Here is an 18,848-nt window from a genome sequence, read left to right on the forward strand (position 1 = left end):
AATACTCAATGAAAATCAAAGAGCAAACTAGGAAGCTAACCGCAGGTTGCTCAAAACACTGTTTTGAGGTTGCAGATAGAGCTGACGTGGTTTGAAGAGATTTTCGAAGAGTATAAAAAGCGAGCAAGCTCGCTTTTAGTCTATTTTACTAAAGTTTAGCATGAGTGAACTGGTTAAAACAGATACAGAACTAAAGGCCATAGCTAGACCAGCCAGTTCTGGATTGAGAACGAGACCAATTCCTGAAAAGACTCCTGCTGCAATCGGAATTCCGATGACATTGTAGATAAAGGCCCAGAAGAGGTTAAGAAGAATTCGATTGAAGGTTTTCTTGCTCATATCAAAGGCACGAACAACTCCTGTCAAATCATTGTGAGTAAGAACAATCCCTGCCGACTCAATAGCAATATCGGTTCCTGCGCCCATGGCAATCCCCACATCCGCCACACTGAGAGCTGGCGCATCATTGATACCATCTCCGATAAAGGCCACTTTACCAGCCTCTTGCAGTTGATGGATTTCATGGGCTTTTTCTTCTGGCAAGACACCCGCAATAACCTCTTCAATGCCGATCTGATCTGCAATGGCACGCGCCACGCCAGCATTATCTCCTGTCAGCATAACTGTTCGGAGACCACGTTTTTTCAGCTGACTGATGGCGAGCTTGGCATTTTCCTTGGGAATATCTTGCAAGGCAAGCAAGCCTTTGATTTCATTGTCAACAGCCAAGTACACAACTGTTTTAGCTTCTTTTTCAAGTTCTTCAAGTTTTTCCTGATAAGCACTAGAAATATCCATTCCATCTAGCATTTTGGCATTTCCAAGCAAGACTTGTTTCCCATTGATTTGCCCTGAAACACCTTTTCCGTGCATAGCTTGGAAATTTTCTACAGTATGAAGCTCAAGTTCTGCTTCACTCGCTCGCTTGACAATAGCTTGAGCCAATGGGTGTTGAGAGGCTTCTTCTAAAGAGGCAGCTAAGCCAAGTACTTCTGCCTCGTCGCCAATGATATCAGTGACTACTGGTTTTCCTTCCGTCAAAGTTCCTGTCTTATCAAAGACGAGAGTTTTGACTTTCTGGATTTCCTGTAAGACGGTTCCATTCTTGAGGAGAACCCCCATCTTGGCACTGCGACCTGTCCCCACCATGAGGGCTGTTGGTGTTGCAAGTCCCAAGGCACAAGGGCAGGCGATAATCAAAACTGCCACCCCATAAAGAAGAGAGGCCACAAAGCTAGCCTCAAGCCAGACAAACCAAATCCCAAAAGTTAAAATCGCTAAAATGACAACTGCTGGGATAAAAATTCCTGAAATCTTATCCGTCAAGTCCTGAATCGGTGCGCGGCTGGTTTGGGCTTTCTTCACAAAGTCCACAATCTGTGCCAAAACAGTCTCTGAACCAACTTTTTCTGCCCTAAAAACAAGCGTTCCACTATTATTGATGGTGGAGCCAATGACGGTATCTCCAACTGTTTTGTCTACCGGCAGACTCTCACCTGTTACCATGGATTCGTCAATACTGGACATACCTTCCACTACAACACCATCAACCGCAATCTTTTCACCAGGACGCACTCGAATCAGATCACCTACCTTGACTTGGTCCATAGGAACTTGGACATAGCTATCATCATGCAAGACTTCTGCTGTTTTAGCTTGCAAGTCCAGTAGTTTCTCCACAGCTTGGGAAGTATTTTTCCGCATTTTTTCCTCAAAAACGGCTCCCAAAAGAACAAAGAAGAGGATAAATCCAGCACTTTCAAAGTAAACAGGAAGCCCAGTAAAGAGGGCAACTAGGCTATAGAGATAGGCCACTAGGGTTCCCAGAGCAACCAAGGTATCCATGTTGGCATTGTGCTTTTTAAAGCTGGCCCAAGCACTCTGGATATAAGGACCACCTGCTACTAACATGATAGGCGTTGTGGCTAAAAAGGTGCCCCAATGCATAACTGGATGACTGATAGTCCCTGTCAACATCCCAATCATGAGGAAAACAAGAGGCACAGTAAAGATACTAGTAATCCAAAAACGTTGCAAGAGGGATAGAGATTTTCGAGTCTTCTCAACTACGGTATAGCTTCCCTTTTGCATCTTCATACCACATGAGAATTCATGCTCACCCAACTCTTGAGGTGTAAAATGAATTGTCTTCTCTTCATCTACGCCGATTGGTTCCAAGATGCCTTCTTCTTCAAACAGAATTTCCTTATAACAGTTTGAAGGAGTAGCACGATGAAAGGTAATCTCAGCTGGAATTCCCTTTTGAAGCTGGATATGGGCAGGATGATAACCTTTTTCAGCTCGAATACGGATTTTTTGAATGCCATTTTCTAAGTTTGCTTTCATAATTTCAGTCATCATTTCCTCCTACTCTACAATCATCTTACCGTGCATCATGTTCATGCCACATGCAAAGCCAAACTCCCCAGCCTGTTCAGGTGTGATTTCCACTACATACTCTTCCCCCATAGGCAGGTCCGCATGTACACCAAAGTCTGGAAAAACAATCTGATCCAGACAGGGTGAAGGGTCCTTACGGTCAAAGACAATACGTGCTGGCACTGATTTTTTAAGAATAATCAACTCAGGCGTATAGCCCCCCATGACTTCCACTCGAATCTCTTGGTAGCCGTTTTTTTGCTGGGCCTTTTGTCCAGATTTTTCAGGCTTTTTGAAAAACCAAAACAAGATAAACGCGATAAGGGCAATACAAATAATGGTTACAATACTATTTAACATGGCGTCTCCTTTACATACAATTACATTTTACTTCCGCAACTGCGCTAGCTTTTTTCTCAGAAATCACAACTTCCAAGTCTTTCAAGTCAGCCTGAGTGAAATCACATTCCACAATCAAATCAGCCAGCAAGCTCTTAATCCTACGAGAACAAACCTTGTCTTTGATATCTTGGACAAGCAAGTCTCGACTTTGGTCTAGAGTTAAAAGGGCTGAATAAATAAAGGACTTGCCCTCTTTTTTCCTGGTCAAGCACTCTTTCTCAACCAGACGAGCCAAAAGGGTCTGAACCGTGGACTTGGACCAGTCAAACCGCTCTGCCAGAACCCTGATCAAATCCCTACTGGTCTGTTCCCCCTGCATCCAAACAATCTTCATAACTTGCCATTCTGCATCTGAAATCTGCATTAGCACACCTCCAAAATCTACATTCGTCGATTACAGTTATTAGTATACTCCGAAAATCTACATTTGTCAATTATAAAATTAATCTTTTCTTTGAAAAATAGAATTTTAAGCATTTGATGAGAGATTTGCAGTCAAATTTCACTATATAAACTATAAAAATATGCTATACTGTAGAAAAAAGAAAACAACCACTAGGGGTGCGTAAAGCTGAGATTAACAACTGTTAGATCCCTTTGACTCAATCTAGGTAATGCTAGCTGATGGAAGTGGAAATGATGATGAGGACTAGCTGGTCTTCTATTACTTTCCTCAAACAGACTAGCTTGTTCTTAAGAATACAAACTTCAGTTGGTTGGGAGGTTTTAGATGACTTATTTACCCGTTGCTCTAACCATTGCAGGGACTGACCCTAGTGGCGGTGCTGGCATTATGGCTGATTTAAAGTCATTCCAAGCTAGAGATGTCTATGGAATGGCCGTTGTGACCAGCCTTGTCGCTCAAAATACCAGAGGCGTTCAATTAATCGAACACGTCTCCAACCAAATGCTGGAAGCTCAATTGGATAGTGTCTTTTCGGATATCAAGCCTCAGGCTGTAAAAACAGGGATGTTGGCAACTACTGAGATCATGGAGATCATCCAACCCTATCTTAAAAAGCTGGACTGTCCCTATGTGCTGGACCCTGTTATGGTCGCAACAAGCGGGGACACCCTGATTGATTCTAGTGCCAGAGACTACCTAAAAACAAATCTGCTTCCCCTTGCAACCATTATCACTCCGAATCTTCCTGAGGCAGAAGAGATTGTTGGTTTTTCGATTCATGATCCAGAAGACATGCAGCGTGCTGGTCGCCTGATTTTAAAAGAATTTGGTCCTCAGTCTGTTGTTATCAAAGGTGGCCATCTTGAAGGTGGTGCAAAGGATTTCCTCTTTACCAAGGAGGAGCAATTTGTCTGGGAAAGCCCAAGAATTCAAACCTGTCACACCCATGGTACTGGATGTACCTTTGCTGCAGTGATTACAGCTGAACTAGCCAAGGGCAGAAGTCTTTACCAGGCAGTTGATAAGGCCAAGGCCTTTATCACAAAAGCCATCCAAGACGCTCCTCAACTCGGACATGGTTCTGGACCAGTCAATCATACAACTTTTAAAGATTAAGAAAAAAACTCTCTAGCTCCTACTTTAAGGGAATTAGAGAGTTTTTGATTAGGAAACAATGTCATCTAGCTTTGTTAAAAAGGCTTGTGTTTTCGCCTCAATATCTTCTGCCTGCATCAAATCACGTACGACAGCTACTCCAGCTATACCCGTGCCGATAAGTTGGTCAATATTCTCTGACGTCAGGCCTCCGATAGCAACTACTGGAATGGCGACCGTTTGGCAAATTGTTTTCAAGGTTGAAATCAGGGTGATAGGCGCATTTTCCTTGGTCGTAGTCGGGAAAATAGCTCCTGTCCCCAAGTAATCCGCACCCGATGTTTCTGCTTCGAGAGCTCTTTTAACCGTTTTAGCAGTGACACCGAGGATTTTTTCAGGACCCAAGACTTTGCGGGCAACCGAAACGGGTAGTTCATCGTCGCCAATATGCAAACCTGCAGCATCGACTGCTAGACAGATATCCAATCGATCATCGATTATCAAGGGTACCTGATAGGCATCTGTTATTTCCTTGACTTGTTTTGCCAGTTGATAGTATTGATTGGTGGTGAGATTTTTTTCTCGTAATTGGATGATGGTAACACCTGAACGGCAGGCCGTCTCGACTTTTTCAAGAAAGTTTTCCAAGGAATCTTGGTAGCGATTGGTTACTAGATACAGTTTAAGTACTTCTCTATTCATAAAAGTCTCCTTTGATGGCTTCTAGCCAATTTTCGGCTCTTTTTAGGAGAGAGAGTTGATTGAGAACTTGGCAACGAAAATCTTCCAATCCCATTCCTTGGACAACTATTCTCTCAGCAGCGATATTGAGATAAGAGACCGCTAGGCAAGAAGCTTCAAAGGCAGTCTTTCCTTGGCTAAGAAAAACGGCTGTCAAGGCTCCAACTAAGTCTCCTGTCCCTGTTATCCAGTCTAATTCTGCACAGCCATTTCCCAATACAGCAACTTGATTTTCTGAAACGATGAGGTCCTTGGGTCCAGTGACTAAAAATGACATACCAGGATAAAGCTGACACCAGTCTTTCAAGACTTGAAGCAAATCCTCCGTTTCTTGGTCTTTATGGCTAGCATCAACTCCAACTCCATGGTGCTTTAAGCCAACAAGACTTCGGATTTCTGACATATTTCCTTTAAGGACCGTGGGCTTGTATTCTAAAAGATCTCTGACTAGTCCCTTACGAATGGGTGATGCTGCTACGCCAACCGCATCTACTACCATTGGGAGACAAGCTTGAGCTGCATAAGTAGCTGCCAGACGGATTGCTTTTTCCTTCTCAGCTGACAAATGCCCCAAATTGATGAAGAGAGCCTGACTTTGCTTAGTAAAATCAAGGACCTCACGGGAATCATCTGCCATAACAGGTTTGCATCCCAGAGCCAAAATGCCATTGGCCAGCATCTCACAAGAAATCTCATTGGTAATACAGTGAATCAAGGAACTGGTTGCCAGAGGGAAAGGATTTGTCAATTTCTGCATCATTCTATCCTTTCTCCAAAGAAATATCCCTGCACTTTTTTAAAGAATTCCTGCTTGATCAAAAATCGAAAGGCGAGGAAAGCTATGGCTGTACCGATCAAGGTTGCTCCGAAAAATCGAGGGGTGTAGATAAACCAGCTGAGCTTGGCCGCAGATCCGGTAAAGAGAACCATGACAGGATAGGAAACAATGGAACCGATTATCCCCGTTCCCAAGATTTCTCCTAGGGCAGAAAAGTAAAATTTTCTACCGTACTTATAAAAGAGACCTGCAAGGAGGGCTCCAAAGGTAGCTCCTGTTAGGGCCAAAGGCGGAATGCCTTGAGTAGACATACGGATAAAGGCTGTGACTGTAGCCATGACCAAGGCATAAACAGGTCCCATCAAAATTCCTGCAAGAATGTTGACTACACTGGACATCGGTGCCATCCCTTCAATTCGAAAGATGGGTGTAAGAACTACGTCAAGAGCAATCATCATGGATAAAATGGTTAATTTGTGAACTTGTAGTTGGTGGTTTCTCATTTTCTATTTCTTCTCTTTTTCTAAGGACTGCAAATCACTTGTCCAGGTTTGATGTTGGTAAGCCATCTCCCAAAACTTGGCTTCCATATGGACACTTCGATGGAAGGCCTCTAGCATTTTTTGTTTGTCCGTCTCATTGCTTTCTCGATAGAGTTGATTAACCAGCTCTTCTTCCTCTTTAATCTGTTGTTCTAACTCATCGGTGATATAGGTTTCAATCCACTGTTGATAAAGAGGATTTGGGGATGGTTTGCGATTAAGTGCCTTGCCCAAATCATGGTATAACCAAGGACATGGAAGCAAACTAGCAAAAGCAATGCCCAAGTTTGACTCTGCAAACTGTCGATAAATATGCGAAATGTAATGATAACAGGTTGGAGCGATCGGTTGCTCGTCCATTTCCTGGTCGCTGATTCCTAATTCCTTGAAAAATTGTTGGCGGATAAACAACTCACCATCCACTAGACTCTGGGCATTTTGTTTCAAGAGTTTTTTCATTTCCTCGTTTGAAGTCTTATCAGCCAAGAGGTGATAGGCTTCTGAAAAAGACTTCAGATAGTAGGCATCCTGAATCAGGTAATAGCGGAAAATAGAAGGTTCTAACGTTCCCTCTTGTAACTGTAATACAAATGGGTGATGAAAGGAAGCCTGCCAAACTTCCCTGGATAATTCCATCGCAATATCTGTAAATTCCATAATAACTCCTTTATAAAAATAAACCGGTTTGAATCAATAAAAAGAAAAGTAGGTAGATTAATTTTGTTTTTTTAGAAATATAAAAAGTCCGATAACTATTCTCCACCTGTGCATGTTCGTCATATCCATGTGCAGACAGGGCTCTCAAATAGAGATGGCGCCATCTAAAAACTGTCATCAGAACCTTACTGTAAATCAAGGGCGACCAAACATGCAGTTTTTGGCCACGCAGTAAGCAAGCTTCCTTGAGGGACTTGATTTCCCGCTGAATGAGGGGAAAGGAATTGAATACCACAATCAAGGCATAGGCCCAAGAACGCGATAACCCCTTTTGAGCCAAGTACAAGAGAAGCTCTTTTAGGGAAACACTGGAAACAAAAACAAGACCAATACAAACCGTCACAAAAGCCCTCGTTCCAAGTATCACTGCCTGCGAAGCATCCCCATGTAACTGTACTGCCCAATAGTTAGCAAAGGAGGGCAAAATGGCGAGCAAGAGCATCCAAGCCAACATTTTAAATCGACGGTAATAGAGCATGAAGAGTATGCAAAATGCAGCTACTGAAAGATTCAGAGCAATCGAAGGAGTGAAGGATGTTTCCAAGGATAAAATTAAAAAGAAGAGGCTGATAACTGGTGTCTTGGTTGCTACTTTGATCATACTACCACACCTCCCCTAGAGTATCATTATTCAGAGATGGGAGAGGTTTGCTGATGGTCACGTCTTTGAGATGACTGAGCCCCTCACTAGTCATCTCAATCCAATAATCGACCACAGAAATCAAGGGATCTAAACGATGGCTAATGATCAAAAAACTTCTTCCTTGATTTCTGTCCTCCAACATCCACTGACAAAAATAATGGCAAGCTCTATCATCCAAACCAGCAAATGGTTCATCTAGCAAAATCACAGACGCCTTGCTGGTCAAGATGGTCAATAGCTGAAGAATCTTTTGCTGGCCACCACTTAATTGATAGGGACTCTTATCAAGCGCCTGCTCCAGATTAAAATATCGTAAAGCTTGGAGAATCCGTTGATTTCTTTCAGAGTCTGGACTATCTAATTGCAGTTCCTCTCTCAGACTAACTCGGATAAATTGCTTCTCAGCTTCCTGAACAACACCTGTCAGATCACGATACAGACTCTTTTTCTTTTTCAGGACTTTCCCCTTCCAAGTAATGTACCCTTTATACTTTTGAAATTGAAGAATAGAGCGAAAGAGGGTTGATTTCCCGACACCATTGTCACCCAAGATACAGGAAATTCCTTGGTAGAATGTAAAATCCGCAATTGAAAAGAGGGAGCGCTTATCCAGCTCACAAGTCGTTCTATCCATATGGAATAGTTCTGGGCTAGAAGCAACTTCCTTTGAAGAAACCTGTATCATCTCAGAGGAAGGGATTTGAAACACTTCCCTTAGCTGTCCGTATCTTATTAGCTCAACCATATGGTCGATATAGGCTTCATAGTCTGATAAATCATGGTCGCACAGGATGACTGTCTTCCCATTAGAGGCCAACTCTTTTAGAATCTCCAATATCTCTATCCTACTTTTGCGGTCAATAGAAGCAAAGGGCTCATCCAAGAGATAGACTCTAGGATTCATGGCAAAGAGAACAGCTAGCGCAGCCTTTTGCTTTTCCCCACCTGATAAGTGATGGATGGGACGGTGCAAGATCGCCTTGCAGCGACATTGCCGGACCACCTCAGCTATTTTAGCATCAATCTCTTGAAGGGGATGCCCAATATTCTCCAGGGTAAAAATCAGCTCCTCAAACAAGTTCTCCATGGTAAATTGATGATTGGGATTTTGAAAGAGAATACCAACCGTCTGGACACGTTCAACGATAGAAAGCTGACTGACCTGGCTCCCATCTATCAGGACTTGACTACTATAGGGTAAGGAAGTGACCTGGGCAATGATTTGAAAGAGACTGGATTTTCCTGAACCACTGCTCCCAACTAACAAGGTAAAAGCTTGCGCATGAAAAGTAAAATCAATCGGTTCCGAAAAGATTGGTGACTGAATCCCCCGTAGTTCCAGCCCCATCTATGCCTTACCTCCAGATGCAAACTGATGATAGAGCTTGACAATGGCACGAACCAAGATGGCACAGAAGAAAAAGACAGAAATAAAACGCACCACAAGCAAGGAAAGGACAAAAGGAAGGGAAAAGGCGTAGTAACCTAACTTAATGTATTCATAGACAAAGCTAAAAAGGGTAATCCCAATACTATTAGCAGTTAGAGAGAGCCAACTTTCATAGCGATTCTTGGTCACAAGAAAGCCAAATTCACTTCCCAAACCTTGAACCAAGCCAGACAAAAGAGCACCTAGACCGAATTGGCTACCATAAAGAACTTCAGCAAGTGCAGCTAACACTTCTCCAATCGTCGCACTTCCCACTCTTGGAACAAAGATAGCAGCAATAGGCGCAGCCATACACCAGAGACCAAAGAGGATTTCATTGGCAAAGGCCTGCAAACCAAGAGGGGCTAAAATCAGAGTGAGGATATCAAACAGATAGCCTGAACCCACAAAAACGCCACCAAAAAAGATAGACAAGAAAGCAAGCAAGATAACATCTTTTAACTGCCATTTTTTCAACATAAAAAACTCCTTTTTTAAAGAAAAGTGGGGCATTCAAGGAGAGCTACCGAAAGGCTTGCCGTCAAGCCTATCCTCTTTTGATAAACAAAAAAACTCCAATTACAAACGAGAATTAGAGTTTACCTTACAAGATTAGACAGTTTCCTTCAACATACGAAAAAAACCTTTTCACATTTCCCTTCGCCAGTCTTAACTGTATCAGGTTCAATGGGTATCATCTCAGCCTAAGGCACCCCAAATGTCTTTATTATTTTATTACTGGACCAGTATAACAGAATTTGAAAGCCCTAGCAAGATATTTGACTGGAAAATATATTTATATAGTTTCTGATAACGATTTAATCTTTCTATACACGAAGAAAAACCTCCACATCAAATGGAGACTTTCTACTTTATCAATACAACTTCAAATCGCGTGAATCAACTGGGAAGGATGGATTGTATGGATTGTGACGCAGTTTGAAGCGTTTAACATCTTCAATAGTCTGAGTTCCAGATAACTGCATGACTGTCTTTAATTCTGCATTCAAGTGTTCAAAGACTTGACGTACACCCACACTACCACCAAGAGCCAAACCATAGATCACAGGGCGGCCAATAGCTACCAAATCTGCTCCTGAAGCCAAGGCTTTAAAGACATGCTGACCCCGACGAACACCAGAGTCAAAGACGATTGGCACACGTTTATCAACTGCTTCAGCAACTTCTTGAAGTGAGTCAAATGCGGCTGGCCCCCCGTCGATTTGACGGCCACCGTGGTTGGTTACCCAGATACCAGAAGCACCAGCGGCAAGCGAACGTTCAACGTCCTCACGGCATTGTGGCCCCTTGACATAGACAGGAAGACCTGAGTAAGCAGCGATAAATTCTACATCACGTGGAGACAAGCGTTGTTTGGCTGATTTGTAAACAAAGTCCATTGATTTACCAGCACCTTCTGGCAGGTATTCCTCAACAATTGGCATACCAACGGGGAAGACAAAACCATTGCGCTTGTCGACCTCACGATTGCCCCCTACAGTAGCATCTGCTGTCAAAACAATCGCTTTATAACCTTCAGCCTTCACACGGTCCATGATATGGCGGTTGATACCGTCATCCTTACTAAAGTAAAATTGGAACCAGTGAGGTGTCCCTTGAAGGGCTTCTGTAATTTCTGGAAGATCTACAGTAGAGTAAGAGCTAGTTGTGTAAAGAGAACCAAACTCATGCACACCACGCGCAGTCGCCACTTCACCCTGTTCATTTGCTAATTTATGAGCCGCAACAGGCGCCATAATGATTGGTGAAGACAATTTTTCACCTGCAAATTCAATCTCTGTACTTGGATTTTCAACATCACAAAGCGTATGTGGAACGATGAGTTTGTGGTTAAAGGCACGGATGTTCTCGCGTAAAGTGAAAGTATCCTCTGCTCCACTAGCGATATAACCAAAGGCAGCTTTAGGAATAACTTGTTGCGCCATTGGCTCCAAATCATAAGTGTTAATAAAATCTACAGGTCCTTCTGCATTGCTTGTTTTATATGACATAAAGTGTCCTCCTTGTTAAGTAAGCGTTTACTTTTTCTTACATTAACTATCTTACCTCTTTTTCAGAATCCTTTCAAAAATTTTGTCTGGAAATTTCAAACTGATTATCTGAATATGCCCCCAAAAAAGAGAGGACTCTCATTCTACCATTATCCTATATTCTTCTTTACCTTTAGGGAGCTTTGTTTTATTGCCCATATATAAAAAATCAGATAATCCTAGTGACTACCTGATTTTCTACTTTTAAGCGTTTTGCCAATTTTCTTGGTCTTCTTTAAAGCGTTTTAGGAGAGCGAGTCCTTCTGGCGTGATATAACCTTCTTCTTGGGCTAGGTGGATTAGTTCACTGTAGTTAGAAAGCGTCACAAGTTTGACACCAGCATCCGCAAAATTCTTATCTGCTTTTGGCAATTGATAGCTGAAAATCGCTACGACACCAAGAACATCGGCTTCTTCACGTTTAGCGGCTGCTACGGCTTCAAGAACTGAACCGCCCGTTGAAATGAGGTCTTCAACAACAACCATCTTTTGCCCCTGAGCTACACGGCCTTCGATTTGATTACCAGCTCCGTGGTCTTTTGGTTTGCTGCGGATGTAGGCAAAAGGCAAGTTCATCTTGTCAGCGATGATAGCTCCGTGAGGAATCCCTGCTGTCGCAGTTCCTGCAATCACTTCTACTTCTGGAAATTCTGCTTTAATAGCTTCCACAAAACCATTTTCAATTAGGGTACGAGTTTCTGGATAGGCAAGCGTCACACGGTTGTCAGTATAAATCGGCGATTTGATACCAGATGCCCAAGTGAAAGGCTCCTCTGGTTTGAGGTAAACGGCTTGGATTTTCAAGAGGTGGCTAGCGATATCTTTAGCAAGTGTCATGGTATTCTCCTTTTATTTTGTAATCTATTTCTTTAATTCCAGTCCTGTATCCATTCATCCTTGATGGCATGATAAGCTGCAACAGGATCCTCAGCTTGGGTAATGGGACGTCCCACCACGATATAGTCACTACCAATTTGATAAGCATCCGCTGGTGTCATAACGCGTTTTTGGTCTCCAACCGCAGCTCCTGCTGGACGAATTCCCGGTGTCAGACAGATAAAATCTGGATTGGTGGCCTGCTTGATGAGTTGCACTTCCTGAGCTGAGCAAACGACACCATCCAAGCCTGCTTCAGCAGTCTTCTTGGCATAATGAATGACAGACTCTTGCAGGCTGGTTTGGATGTTTTGAAAATCCTGCATCTGACTTTCCGACGTTGATGTGAGCTGAGTTACAGCGATCAATTTGGCTTGTGTCCCAAGACCTTCACGCGCAGCCTTCATCATCTCCACACCACCAGCAGCATGAACATTGGTCATGTCTACACCAAGCTGAGATAAGACCTTCATGGCAGATTTGACTGTATTTGGAATGTCATGTAGCTTGAGATCCAGAAAGACACTATGCCCCAATGACTTCAAATAACGGACAACTTCCGGGCCCTCCGCATAATAAAGCTCCATTCCTACTTTTAGGTAAAGACTTTCTTCTGCTGGGAAAAGAGATAAAAATTCCTTGACCGCCTCAAAACTAGGAAAATCAAGAGCAATAACTGGACGATGTTCACGCATACCTTTCTCCTTTTACCTTAGCTAGCAAGAGAGGATGGTCAAAAATAAACCACGAAAAAAGGAACCTGCCAACAGCAAGGTTCCACGAAAAATGGGTAGTCTCCACCCTTTCACCGTCTAACCTTAGCTGCCTCTCTGGACTGCTTTAAAGGTTTTTTTCTATTCTATTATTTATAGTAGGACTTGTCAAGCAAAAACTTGAAACTGGACTTCTATACCATTCAAAAATCAAGAGAAAAAGTTAATCTAACGACTCTGTGACTGCTGGCTCGTTTGACTTGGACTTCCCTGTTCTTCTTGTTTTTTCTTTTCTTCTTCCTGTTTTTTCTTCTCAGCTTCCTTAGCCTCTTGCTTGGCTTTTTCTTCTGCTTCTTCTATCAGCTTATCCGCTATAGTATAGCTGTATGCTCCAGCCTCCATATCGACTACACTCGGTTCTGTCAATTGTGGCTTGATTTTGCTGTAATAAGGCAATTTCTTGCTCAATTCTGACAAGGGAACCAATATTTCATCTGTATCCAGCATGGTAATTTTTAAAAGATCTGCTGTTGCCTTGCTTGGCGCTAATTCGATTTTCTGGATTTGACTCTTAATATCCTCACTGACGCTAGAAAGACCCGCGATCAAATCCTTCACCTGCTGCTCATCGTTAAAGGTAACTGTCAGATAAGTCTCAGGCAAGTTTAAGCGATTTACAGGAGTTGACTCAACCGCACCACTAGAAAGAATTGGATAATACTCTTCACCAGACACATAATAACCGACAATATCAAACTCCTTAACCTCAATCGTAAAGTTAGTCGGAAATTGATAGTTAATCTTCGCTGATTCTATCCAATGGTTGGACTTGATTCGCTCAGCGTATGTTTCCTTATCCAACAATAGAGCTAAAGTATAGTCACTATCTTGAATTCCAGAAGCCTGTTTGATGTCATCCGCCTGCGTGTTACTATTTCCCTTAACCTCGATATTTTTGATGGTCGAAAGTGGAGTCAACAGATAGACTGAAAAAAGGAGGACTAGGACACTGGGTACCAAGATACTCACAGCTCGCCAAATATGAACAGGCGCAATTTTAGGTTTGGCTGGTTTCTCTGGTTTTTCTTTTTTCTTCTTTTCTTTTTCTTCTTTGACTTTAGGATCATCTTTTTTAGATTTTTCTTCTTTTTCGGATGATTCTTCGTCTGGAACAGTTTCGTTCTGGTCGGAATCACTTGATGACTTCTTACTTTCCTCTAACGACTTAGAGTTTTTCCCCATTCGAGCTTGTTTTTCCTTTTCCTTCTCCTCAGCTAGGGCAGCTTCTTCCTCAGCCTTTTTTTTCAGGTATTCCTGGTTTCGTTTCTGCCATTCAGACAATTCTTGCTTCTGGTTTGATTCTTTGTTCTTATCCTTTGACATTGATATTCCTTATGCTAGGTCTTTTCTTAGTAGATCGTAAAAATCTGCAAGAGATTTCAATTCAGTCGAAGCTTTCATGCTAGCTTGGTACTGATCCTTGTGACTAAGCAAGTGACTGAGTTTTTCCTCCAAGCTTTCCAAGGTCAAGTCACTTTCTTGAAGTTCTGCTGCATAGCCTTTCTTAACAAAGTAGGCTGCATTTTCAATCTGGTCTCCTCGACTTGCTTCACGACCCAATGGTACGATGAGATGGAGTTTCGCCATGGCCAAGAGCTCAAAAATCGTATTGGCACCGCCACGCGTTACCACCACATCTGCCATCTCCATCAAGGGTTGATAGAGATCTGTCACATAATCAACACGAAAGAGATTTTGACTCAACTCGTTCAGGCTAGAATCTCCAGTGAGATTGATAATATTGTAGCGCTCTGTCAGTTCTTGCTTATGATCTGTCACTAATTGGTTAAATACACGAGCTCCTGCAGAACCACCCACAAACAATACAGTTGGCAATTTAGGATCAAAGTGGGTTTGGATATCCACCAATTCATCTGGTTCTGAAGTTTTTTGCTCTGAAACCTTTGTTACTGCTCCCACATGCTCGACTTTTGCGAGACCAGCAGCCTGCTCAAATGTTGAATACATCTTGGTTGCGAATTTATAGGCAATTTTATTGGCCAAGCCCATAGATAGGTCCGATTCGTGAATAAAGACAGGTACTCCTGACACACGCGCTGCGATAACCGGCGGTACTGAGACAAATCCTCCTTTAGAAAAAAGAGCCTGTGGACGCAGTCGTAACATGATAAAGAGGGATTGGACAATTCCCCAACCAACTTTGAAGACATCCAGCATATTTTGCCAAGAAAAATAGCGACGCAACTTCCCAGTCGCAATAGAATGGAAAGTAACATCCAAACCTGACTTGAGGATTTCTTGGTGTTCGATTCCGTGTTTATCACCAATGTAGTGAACTTCCCAGCCGTCTTCGATGAACTTAGGCATTAACAAAAGGTTGAGGGTGACATGTCCAACCGTCCCCCCACCTGTAAAGACAATTTTTTTCATATTATTCCTTTAACTCCGCTACTGTGTCGATAAAGAGGTCTCCACGTACTTCAAAGTTAGCATACATATCCCAGCTAGCATTTGCAGGACTGAGAAGGACTACATCTCCTTGAGTCGCAAGCTCATAGGCCTTGCGGGTCGCATCAGCAATATCTGTCGCATCTACATAAGTCACACCAGCCTTCTCTGCCGCCCGTTTGACACGTTCTGCAGACTGACCGAGGATGACCATCTTCTTGAGCCCAGTAATATCTGGAACCAATTCGTCAAACTCATTGCCACGGTCCAAACCACCTGCAATCAAAATGACCTTACTATTGTCAAATCCTGACAAGGCTTTTTGAGTAGCCAAGATATTGGTTGACTTGCTATCGTTATAGAATTTGACCCCCTTGATTTCATCCACAAACTGGAGACGGTGCTTGACACCACCAAAGGCTGAAAGAGTTTCCTTGATGATTTGGTTATCTACACCACGTAGCTTGGCTACTGCAATGGTCGCAAGGGCATTTTCTACATTGTGGCTACCTGGAACACCGATTTCACTAGCTGCCATGACCACTTCCCCACGGAAGTAGAGTTGACCATTTTCAAGATAAGCTCCATCAACCTTTTCCTTTGTTGAAAATGGTACAACAGTAGCCTGTGTTTTGGTAGCCAATTCTTTTGCCAAGTCTTGGTTAAAGTTCAAGACAAGGAAATCAGCTGCTGCCATATTATTTTGGATATTCCACTTAGCCGCCACATAGGCCTCAAAAGAACCATGATAGTCGATATGAGTGGGCATGAGGTTGGTAATAACCGCAATTTCAGGATGGAATTCTTGAACGCCCATCAGTTGGAAAGAAGAAAGTTCCATGACAAGTGTGTCCTTGGCTGTTGCAGTTTGAGCCACTTGGCTAGCAGGATAACCGATGTTCCCTGACAAGAGACCATGTTGTCCAGCAGCAGTCAAAACTTCTCCAATCATAGTCGTTGTGGTCGTTTTCCCATTTGAACCTGTAATACCGATAATTGGCGCTTCTGAAATTAAGTAAGCTAATTCCACCTCAGTCAAGACTGGAATTCCCTTTGCCAATGCCTTTTCAATCATGGGATTGCTATACGGAATACCTGGATTTTTCACCATCAGAGCGAAATCTTCATCCAACAATTCCAAAGGATGCCCACCAGTGACAACCTTGATTCCCTCTTCTAGCAAACTTTGCGCAGCAGGATTTTCCTCAAAAGGTTTGCCGTCATTTACTGTCACAATGGCACCTAGCTTGTCCAACAAACGGGCTGCAGACTCACCAGACTTAGCCAAACCTAAAACAAGTACTTTCTTATTTTTAAATTGATCGATTACTTTCATGTCTCAAACTCCATTTCTACTCCTACTATTTTACCATTTTTATGGAAATAATACTAAGCGAAAATGCTCTAGTCCTCATTCTGACATTAAAAAAGAGAGCCGAAGCTCTCTTTCTATTTATCTTCTTTTACCCTTTTTTACAGGCATGAGCGTAATGTCTCTCAAGCTAAAGTAGGCGAGGGCAAGCATGGCTATTGTGACAAAGAATTCTGTCGGTAATTGGAAGATTTGCAAGATGGACAACATCAGCAAAATCAAGAGTGCAACAACTACAAAGACCAAGATAACGATGTTGACTGTTCCTTTGATACTTTGGGGTGTCGCAAATACATAGAGTAGTAATAAGAGTATCCCTATGATTAAATAGACCATCTTTATCTCTTTCTAGCTCTTATTCAGCTGATTTTTTCTTTTTGTTGGCTTTCTCACGCTCTGCCTTGTTAAGGATTTGCTTACGCAAACGGATAGACTCAGGCGTTACTTCCATGTACTCATCGTCATTCAAGAATTCAAGAGACTCTTCAAGGGTCAAGATACGAGGTGTCTTGATAACAGCTGTTTGGTCCTTGGTAGCTGAACGAACGTTGGTCATTTGTTTGGCCTTAGTGATGTTAACTGTCAAGTCGTTTTCACGAGAATTTTCACCGATGATCATTCCTTCGTAAACCTCAGTACCTGGGTTGACAAAGATCGTACCACGCTCTTCAATCGACATGATAGAGTAAGTTGTTGCCTTACCAGCATCGATAGAAACGAGAGCACCACGGTGACGTCCACCGATTTCACCTGGAATGAGTGGCAAGTATTGGTCGAAGGTATGGTTCATGATACCGTAACCACGAGTCATTGACAAGAACTCAGTTGAGTATCCGATCAAACCACGCGCTGGAACAAGGAAGACCAAACGAGTTTGACCATTACCAGTTGAAATCATATCCAACATTTCACCCTTACGTTCAGAAAGGCTTTGGATAACAGATCCTTGGTATTCTTCTGGAGTATCGATTTGAACACGTTCAAATGGTTCACATTTAACACCGTCAATTTCTTTTACGATAACTTCTGGACGAGATACTTGAAGTTCATAACCCTCACGGCGCATGGTTTCAATCAGGATTGACAAGTGCAATTCTCCACGTCCTGAAACAGTCCATTTATCTGGTGAGTCCGTTGGGTCAACACGAAGGGAAACGTCTGTTTGCAATTCTGCTTGCAAGCGTTCTTCTACCTTACGAGAAGTCACCCATTTCCCTTCACGACCTGCAAATGGTGAATTATTTACCAAGAAGGTCATTTGAAGGGTTGGTTCATCGATATGTAGGATTGGAAGAGGTTCAATGGCATCCGTCGGAGTAATAGTTTCACCAACAAAGATATCTTCCATACCGGATACGGCAATCAAGTCACCTGCTTTAGCTTCTTGGATTTCACGACGTTCCAAACCAAAGAAACCGAAGAGTTTTGTTACACGGAAGTTCTTCGTTGTACCATCTAGCTTAGAAAGGGTAACTTGGTCCCCAACTTTCACACTACCACGGAAGACACGACCGATACCGATACGACCTACGAAGTCGTTGTAGTCCAAAAGTGACACTTGGAACTGCAAAGGCTCATCTGAGTTATCCACTGGAGCCGGGATATGGTCGATGATGGTGTCAAAGATTGGCGCCATTGTTTTTTCTTGATCAGCTGGATCATCTGACAAGGAAGATGTTCCGTTGATAGCTGAAGCATAAACAACTGGGAAATCAAGCTGGTCATCATCTGCGCCAAGCTCGATGAAGAGTTCCAAGACTTCGTCCACTACTTCTGCTGGGCGAGCTGATGGTTTATCTATTTTGTTGACAACCACGATTGGAACAAGGTCTTGTTCCAAGGCTTTTTTCAATACGAAACGAGTCTGTGGCATGGTTCCTTCGTAGGCATCTACGACCAAGACAACACCGTCAACCATTTTCATGATACGCTCAACTTCTCCACCGAAGTCCGCGTGTCCTGGTGTGTCCATGATATTAATACGAGTTCCGTTGTAGGCAACGGCTGTATTTTTAGCAAGGATGGTAATTCCACGCTCTTTCTCGATATCATTTGAGTCCATAGCGCGCTCTGCCAATTCAGTACGTGCATCAAGAGTTTCAGATTGTTTCAATAATTCGTCAACGAGGGTTGTTTTCCCGTGGTCAACGTGGGCGATAATCGCAATGTTACGGATATCTTCTCTTAATTTTGTCATGATTTCCTCTATAATATTCAAAATTTATTTTCTAACTG

General features: G+C 42.8%; 19 protein-coding genes and 2 riboswitches. Of the genes, 1 reads left to right on the plus strand and 18 read right to left on the minus strand.

Annotation, left to right across the window (positions count from 1 at the left end; translation table 11 throughout):
* Window positions 1-135: 135 nt before the first annotated feature.
* The 3 genes from HMPREF9189_RS08145 to HMPREF9189_RS08155 are packed head-to-tail and all read right to left on the minus strand — an operon-like array spanning window position 136 to window position 3,145.
* Window positions 136-2,358 carry a heavy metal translocating P-type ATPase gene (locus tag HMPREF9189_RS08145; RefSeq protein WP_000136088.1) on the minus strand — a complete coding sequence of 741 codons (2,223 nt, stop codon included), beginning with the start codon at window positions 2,356-2,358 and terminating at the stop codon, window positions 136-138.
* Between the two features lie 9 nt (window positions 2,359-2,367).
* Window positions 2,368-2,739: a cupredoxin domain-containing protein gene (locus HMPREF9189_RS08150; RefSeq protein ID WP_000935060.1), complete on the minus strand. Its 372-nt coding sequence runs from the start codon at window positions 2,737-2,739 to the stop codon at window positions 2,368-2,370.
* Between the two features lie 10 nt (window positions 2,740-2,749).
* Window positions 2,750-3,145 (minus strand): CopY/TcrY family copper transport repressor, encoded by a 396-nt coding sequence (locus HMPREF9189_RS08155; protein ID WP_001167220.1) that lies wholly within the window; start codon window positions 3,143-3,145, stop codon window positions 2,750-2,752.
* Between the two features lie 183 nt (window positions 3,146-3,328).
* Window positions 3,329-3,427: riboswitch (TPP riboswitch) on the plus strand.
* A gap of 84 nt (window positions 3,428-3,511) precedes the next feature.
* Here HMPREF9189_RS08155 and thiD point away from each other — a divergent pair.
* Window positions 3,512-4,303 carry a bifunctional hydroxymethylpyrimidine kinase/phosphomethylpyrimidine kinase gene (gene thiD / locus HMPREF9189_RS08160; protein WP_000221720.1) on the plus strand — a complete coding sequence of 264 codons (792 nt, stop codon included), beginning with the start codon at window positions 3,512-3,514 and terminating at the stop codon, window positions 4,301-4,303.
* Window positions 4,304-4,351: 48 nt separating this feature from the next.
* Here thiD and thiE read toward each other — a convergent pair whose 3' ends face one another.
* The 15 genes from thiE to typA form a co-directional block, all read right to left on the minus strand.
* Window positions 4,352-4,984, minus strand: coding sequence for a thiamine phosphate synthase (gene thiE, locus HMPREF9189_RS08165; RefSeq protein WP_001078564.1), 633 nt, complete (start codon window positions 4,982-4,984; stop codon window positions 4,352-4,354).
* Window positions 4,977-5,780 (minus strand): hydroxyethylthiazole kinase, encoded by an 804-nt coding sequence (locus tag HMPREF9189_RS08170; protein ID WP_001170980.1) that lies wholly within the window; start codon window positions 5,778-5,780, stop codon window positions 4,977-4,979. The genes thiE and HMPREF9189_RS08170 overlap by 8 nt, the downstream gene beginning before the upstream one ends.
* Window positions 5,780-6,304, minus strand: coding sequence for an energy coupling factor transporter S component ThiW (gene thiW / locus HMPREF9189_RS08175; protein WP_001244057.1), 525 nt, complete (start codon window positions 6,302-6,304; stop codon window positions 5,780-5,782). Before thiW ends, HMPREF9189_RS08170 begins: the two co-directional genes overlap by 1 nt.
* A gap of 3 nt (window positions 6,305-6,307) precedes the next feature.
* On the minus strand, window positions 6,308-7,000 hold the full coding sequence (tenA, locus tag HMPREF9189_RS08180) for a thiaminase II (RefSeq protein WP_000397225.1): 693 nt from the start codon (window positions 6,998-7,000) through the stop codon (window positions 6,308-6,310).
* 10 nt (window positions 7,001-7,010) lie between these two features.
* A complete protein-coding gene (locus tag HMPREF9189_RS08185) occupies window positions 7,011-7,661 on the minus strand; it encodes an energy-coupling factor transporter transmembrane component T (RefSeq protein ID WP_000598428.1) in 651 nt (216 codons plus the stop codon).
* A 1-nt stretch (window position 7,662) separates the two neighbouring features.
* The gene (locus HMPREF9189_RS08190; RefSeq protein WP_000522140.1) at window positions 7,663-9,051 is read right to left on the minus strand and encodes an ATP-binding cassette domain-containing protein; all 1,389 of its coding nucleotides are present in this window, start codon (window positions 9,049-9,051) and stop codon (window positions 7,663-7,665) included.
* The gene (locus HMPREF9189_RS08195; protein ID WP_000915271.1) at window positions 9,052-9,612 is read right to left on the minus strand and encodes an ECF transporter S component; all 561 of its coding nucleotides are present in this window, start codon (window positions 9,610-9,612) and stop codon (window positions 9,052-9,054) included. It lies immediately after the preceding gene.
* 158 nt (window positions 9,613-9,770) lie between these two features.
* A riboswitch (TPP riboswitch) is annotated at window positions 9,771-9,859 on the minus strand.
* A 148-nt stretch (window positions 9,860-10,007) separates the two neighbouring features.
* A complete protein-coding gene (lctO, locus tag HMPREF9189_RS08200; protein WP_000120737.1) occupies window positions 10,008-11,144 on the minus strand; it encodes an L-lactate oxidase in 1,137 nt (378 codons plus the stop codon).
* A gap of 243 nt (window positions 11,145-11,387) precedes the next feature.
* Window positions 11,388-12,020, minus strand: a complete 633-nt coding sequence (gene pyrE, locus HMPREF9189_RS08205; RefSeq protein ID WP_000170904.1) for an orotate phosphoribosyltransferase — start codon at window positions 12,018-12,020, stop codon at window positions 11,388-11,390.
* A 32-nt stretch (window positions 12,021-12,052) separates the two neighbouring features.
* Window positions 12,053-12,754 carry an orotidine-5'-phosphate decarboxylase gene (pyrF, locus tag HMPREF9189_RS08210; RefSeq protein ID WP_001206744.1) on the minus strand — a complete coding sequence of 234 codons (702 nt, stop codon included), beginning with the start codon at window positions 12,752-12,754 and terminating at the stop codon, window positions 12,053-12,055.
* Between the two features lie 246 nt (window positions 12,755-13,000).
* Window positions 13,001-14,155 carry a cell division protein FtsQ/DivIB gene (locus HMPREF9189_RS08215; RefSeq protein ID WP_000031186.1) on the minus strand — a complete coding sequence of 385 codons (1,155 nt, stop codon included), beginning with the start codon at window positions 14,153-14,155 and terminating at the stop codon, window positions 13,001-13,003.
* A gap of 9 nt (window positions 14,156-14,164) precedes the next feature.
* The gene (locus HMPREF9189_RS08220; RefSeq protein ID WP_000724794.1) at window positions 14,165-15,223 is read right to left on the minus strand and encodes a UDP-N-acetylglucosamine--N-acetylmuramyl-(pentapeptide) pyrophosphoryl-undecaprenol N-acetylglucosamine transferase; all 1,059 of its coding nucleotides are present in this window, start codon (window positions 15,221-15,223) and stop codon (window positions 14,165-14,167) included.
* Window position 15,224: 1 nt separating this feature from the next.
* Entirely contained in the window at window positions 15,225-16,577 is a 1,353-nt protein-coding gene (gene murD / locus HMPREF9189_RS08225; protein ID WP_000863069.1) for a UDP-N-acetylmuramoyl-L-alanine--D-glutamate ligase, read from the minus strand.
* 117 nt (window positions 16,578-16,694) lie between these two features.
* Complete coding sequence (locus tag HMPREF9189_RS08230) at window positions 16,695-16,949, minus strand: DUF3165 family protein (RefSeq protein WP_000262659.1); 255 nt, start codon at window positions 16,947-16,949, stop codon at window positions 16,695-16,697.
* A gap of 19 nt (window positions 16,950-16,968) precedes the next feature.
* On the minus strand, window positions 16,969-18,810 hold the full coding sequence (gene typA / locus HMPREF9189_RS08235; protein ID WP_000164116.1) for a translational GTPase TypA: 1,842 nt from the start codon (window positions 18,808-18,810) through the stop codon (window positions 16,969-16,971).
* Window positions 18,811-18,848: the final 38 nt, after the last annotated feature.

The organism is Streptococcus sp. oral taxon 071 str. 73H25AP (genome assembly GCF_000146755.1).
GTDB classification, from domain to species: domain Bacteria; phylum Bacillota; class Bacilli; order Lactobacillales; family Streptococcaceae; genus Streptococcus; species Streptococcus oralis_T.

What these genes read in the sequence shown, in the direction of transcription:
- thiW (WP_001244057.1), bottom strand. Translation starts at nt 6,304, where the DNA reads ATGAGAAACCACCAACTACAAGTTCACAAATTAACCATTTTATCCATG.
- pyrF (WP_001206744.1), bottom strand. Translation starts at nt 12,754, where the DNA reads ATGCGTGAACATCGTCCAGTTATTGCTCTTGATTTTCCTAGTTTTGAG.
- thiE (WP_001078564.1), bottom strand. Translation starts at nt 4,984, where the DNA reads ATGAATAGAGAAGTACTTAAACTGTATCTAGTAACCAATCGCTACCAA.
- HMPREF9189_RS08155 (WP_001167220.1), bottom strand. Translation starts at nt 3,145, where the DNA reads ATGCAGATTTCAGATGCAGAATGGCAAGTTATGAAGATTGTTTGGATG.
- tenA (WP_000397225.1), bottom strand. Translation starts at nt 7,000, where the DNA reads ATGGAATTTACAGATATTGCGATGGAATTATCCAGGGAAGTTTGGCAG.
- HMPREF9189_RS08170 (WP_001170980.1), bottom strand. Translation starts at nt 5,780, where the DNA reads ATGCAGAAATTGACAAATCCTTTCCCTCTGGCAACCAGTTCCTTGATT.
- typA (WP_000164116.1), bottom strand. Translation starts at nt 18,810, where the DNA reads ATGACAAAATTAAGAGAAGATATCCGTAACATTGCGATTATCGCCCAC.
- murD (WP_000863069.1), bottom strand. Translation starts at nt 16,577, where the DNA reads ATGAAAGTAATCGATCAATTTAAAAATAAGAAAGTACTTGTTTTAGGT.
- HMPREF9189_RS08195 (WP_000915271.1), bottom strand. Translation starts at nt 9,612, where the DNA reads ATGTTGAAAAAATGGCAGTTAAAAGATGTTATCTTGCTTGCTTTCTTG.
- HMPREF9189_RS08215 (WP_000031186.1), bottom strand. Translation starts at nt 14,155, where the DNA reads ATGTCAAAGGATAAGAACAAAGAATCAAACCAGAAGCAAGAATTGTCT.
- HMPREF9189_RS08145 (WP_000136088.1), bottom strand. Translation starts at nt 2,358, where the DNA reads ATGACTGAAATTATGAAAGCAAACTTAGAAAATGGCATTCAAAAAATC.
- lctO (WP_000120737.1), bottom strand. Translation starts at nt 11,144, where the DNA reads ATGTCATATAAAACAAGCAATGCAGAAGGACCTGTAGATTTTATTAAC.
- HMPREF9189_RS08230 (WP_000262659.1), bottom strand. Translation starts at nt 16,949, where the DNA reads ATGGTCTATTTAATCATAGGGATACTCTTATTACTACTCTATGTATTT.
- HMPREF9189_RS08220 (WP_000724794.1), bottom strand. Translation starts at nt 15,223, where the DNA reads ATGAAAAAAATTGTCTTTACAGGTGGGGGGACGGTTGGACATGTCACC.
- HMPREF9189_RS08150 (WP_000935060.1), bottom strand. Translation starts at nt 2,739, where the DNA reads ATGTTAAATAGTATTGTAACCATTATTTGTATTGCCCTTATCGCGTTT.
- pyrE (WP_000170904.1), bottom strand. Translation starts at nt 12,020, where the DNA reads ATGACACTTGCTAAAGATATCGCTAGCCACCTCTTGAAAATCCAAGCC.
- thiD (WP_000221720.1), top strand. Translation starts at nt 3,512, where the DNA reads ATGACTTATTTACCCGTTGCTCTAACCATTGCAGGGACTGACCCTAGT.
- HMPREF9189_RS08190 (WP_000522140.1), bottom strand. Translation starts at nt 9,051, where the DNA reads ATGGGGCTGGAACTACGGGGGATTCAGTCACCAATCTTTTCGGAACCG.
- HMPREF9189_RS08185 (WP_000598428.1), bottom strand. Translation starts at nt 7,661, where the DNA reads ATGATCAAAGTAGCAACCAAGACACCAGTTATCAGCCTCTTCTTTTTA.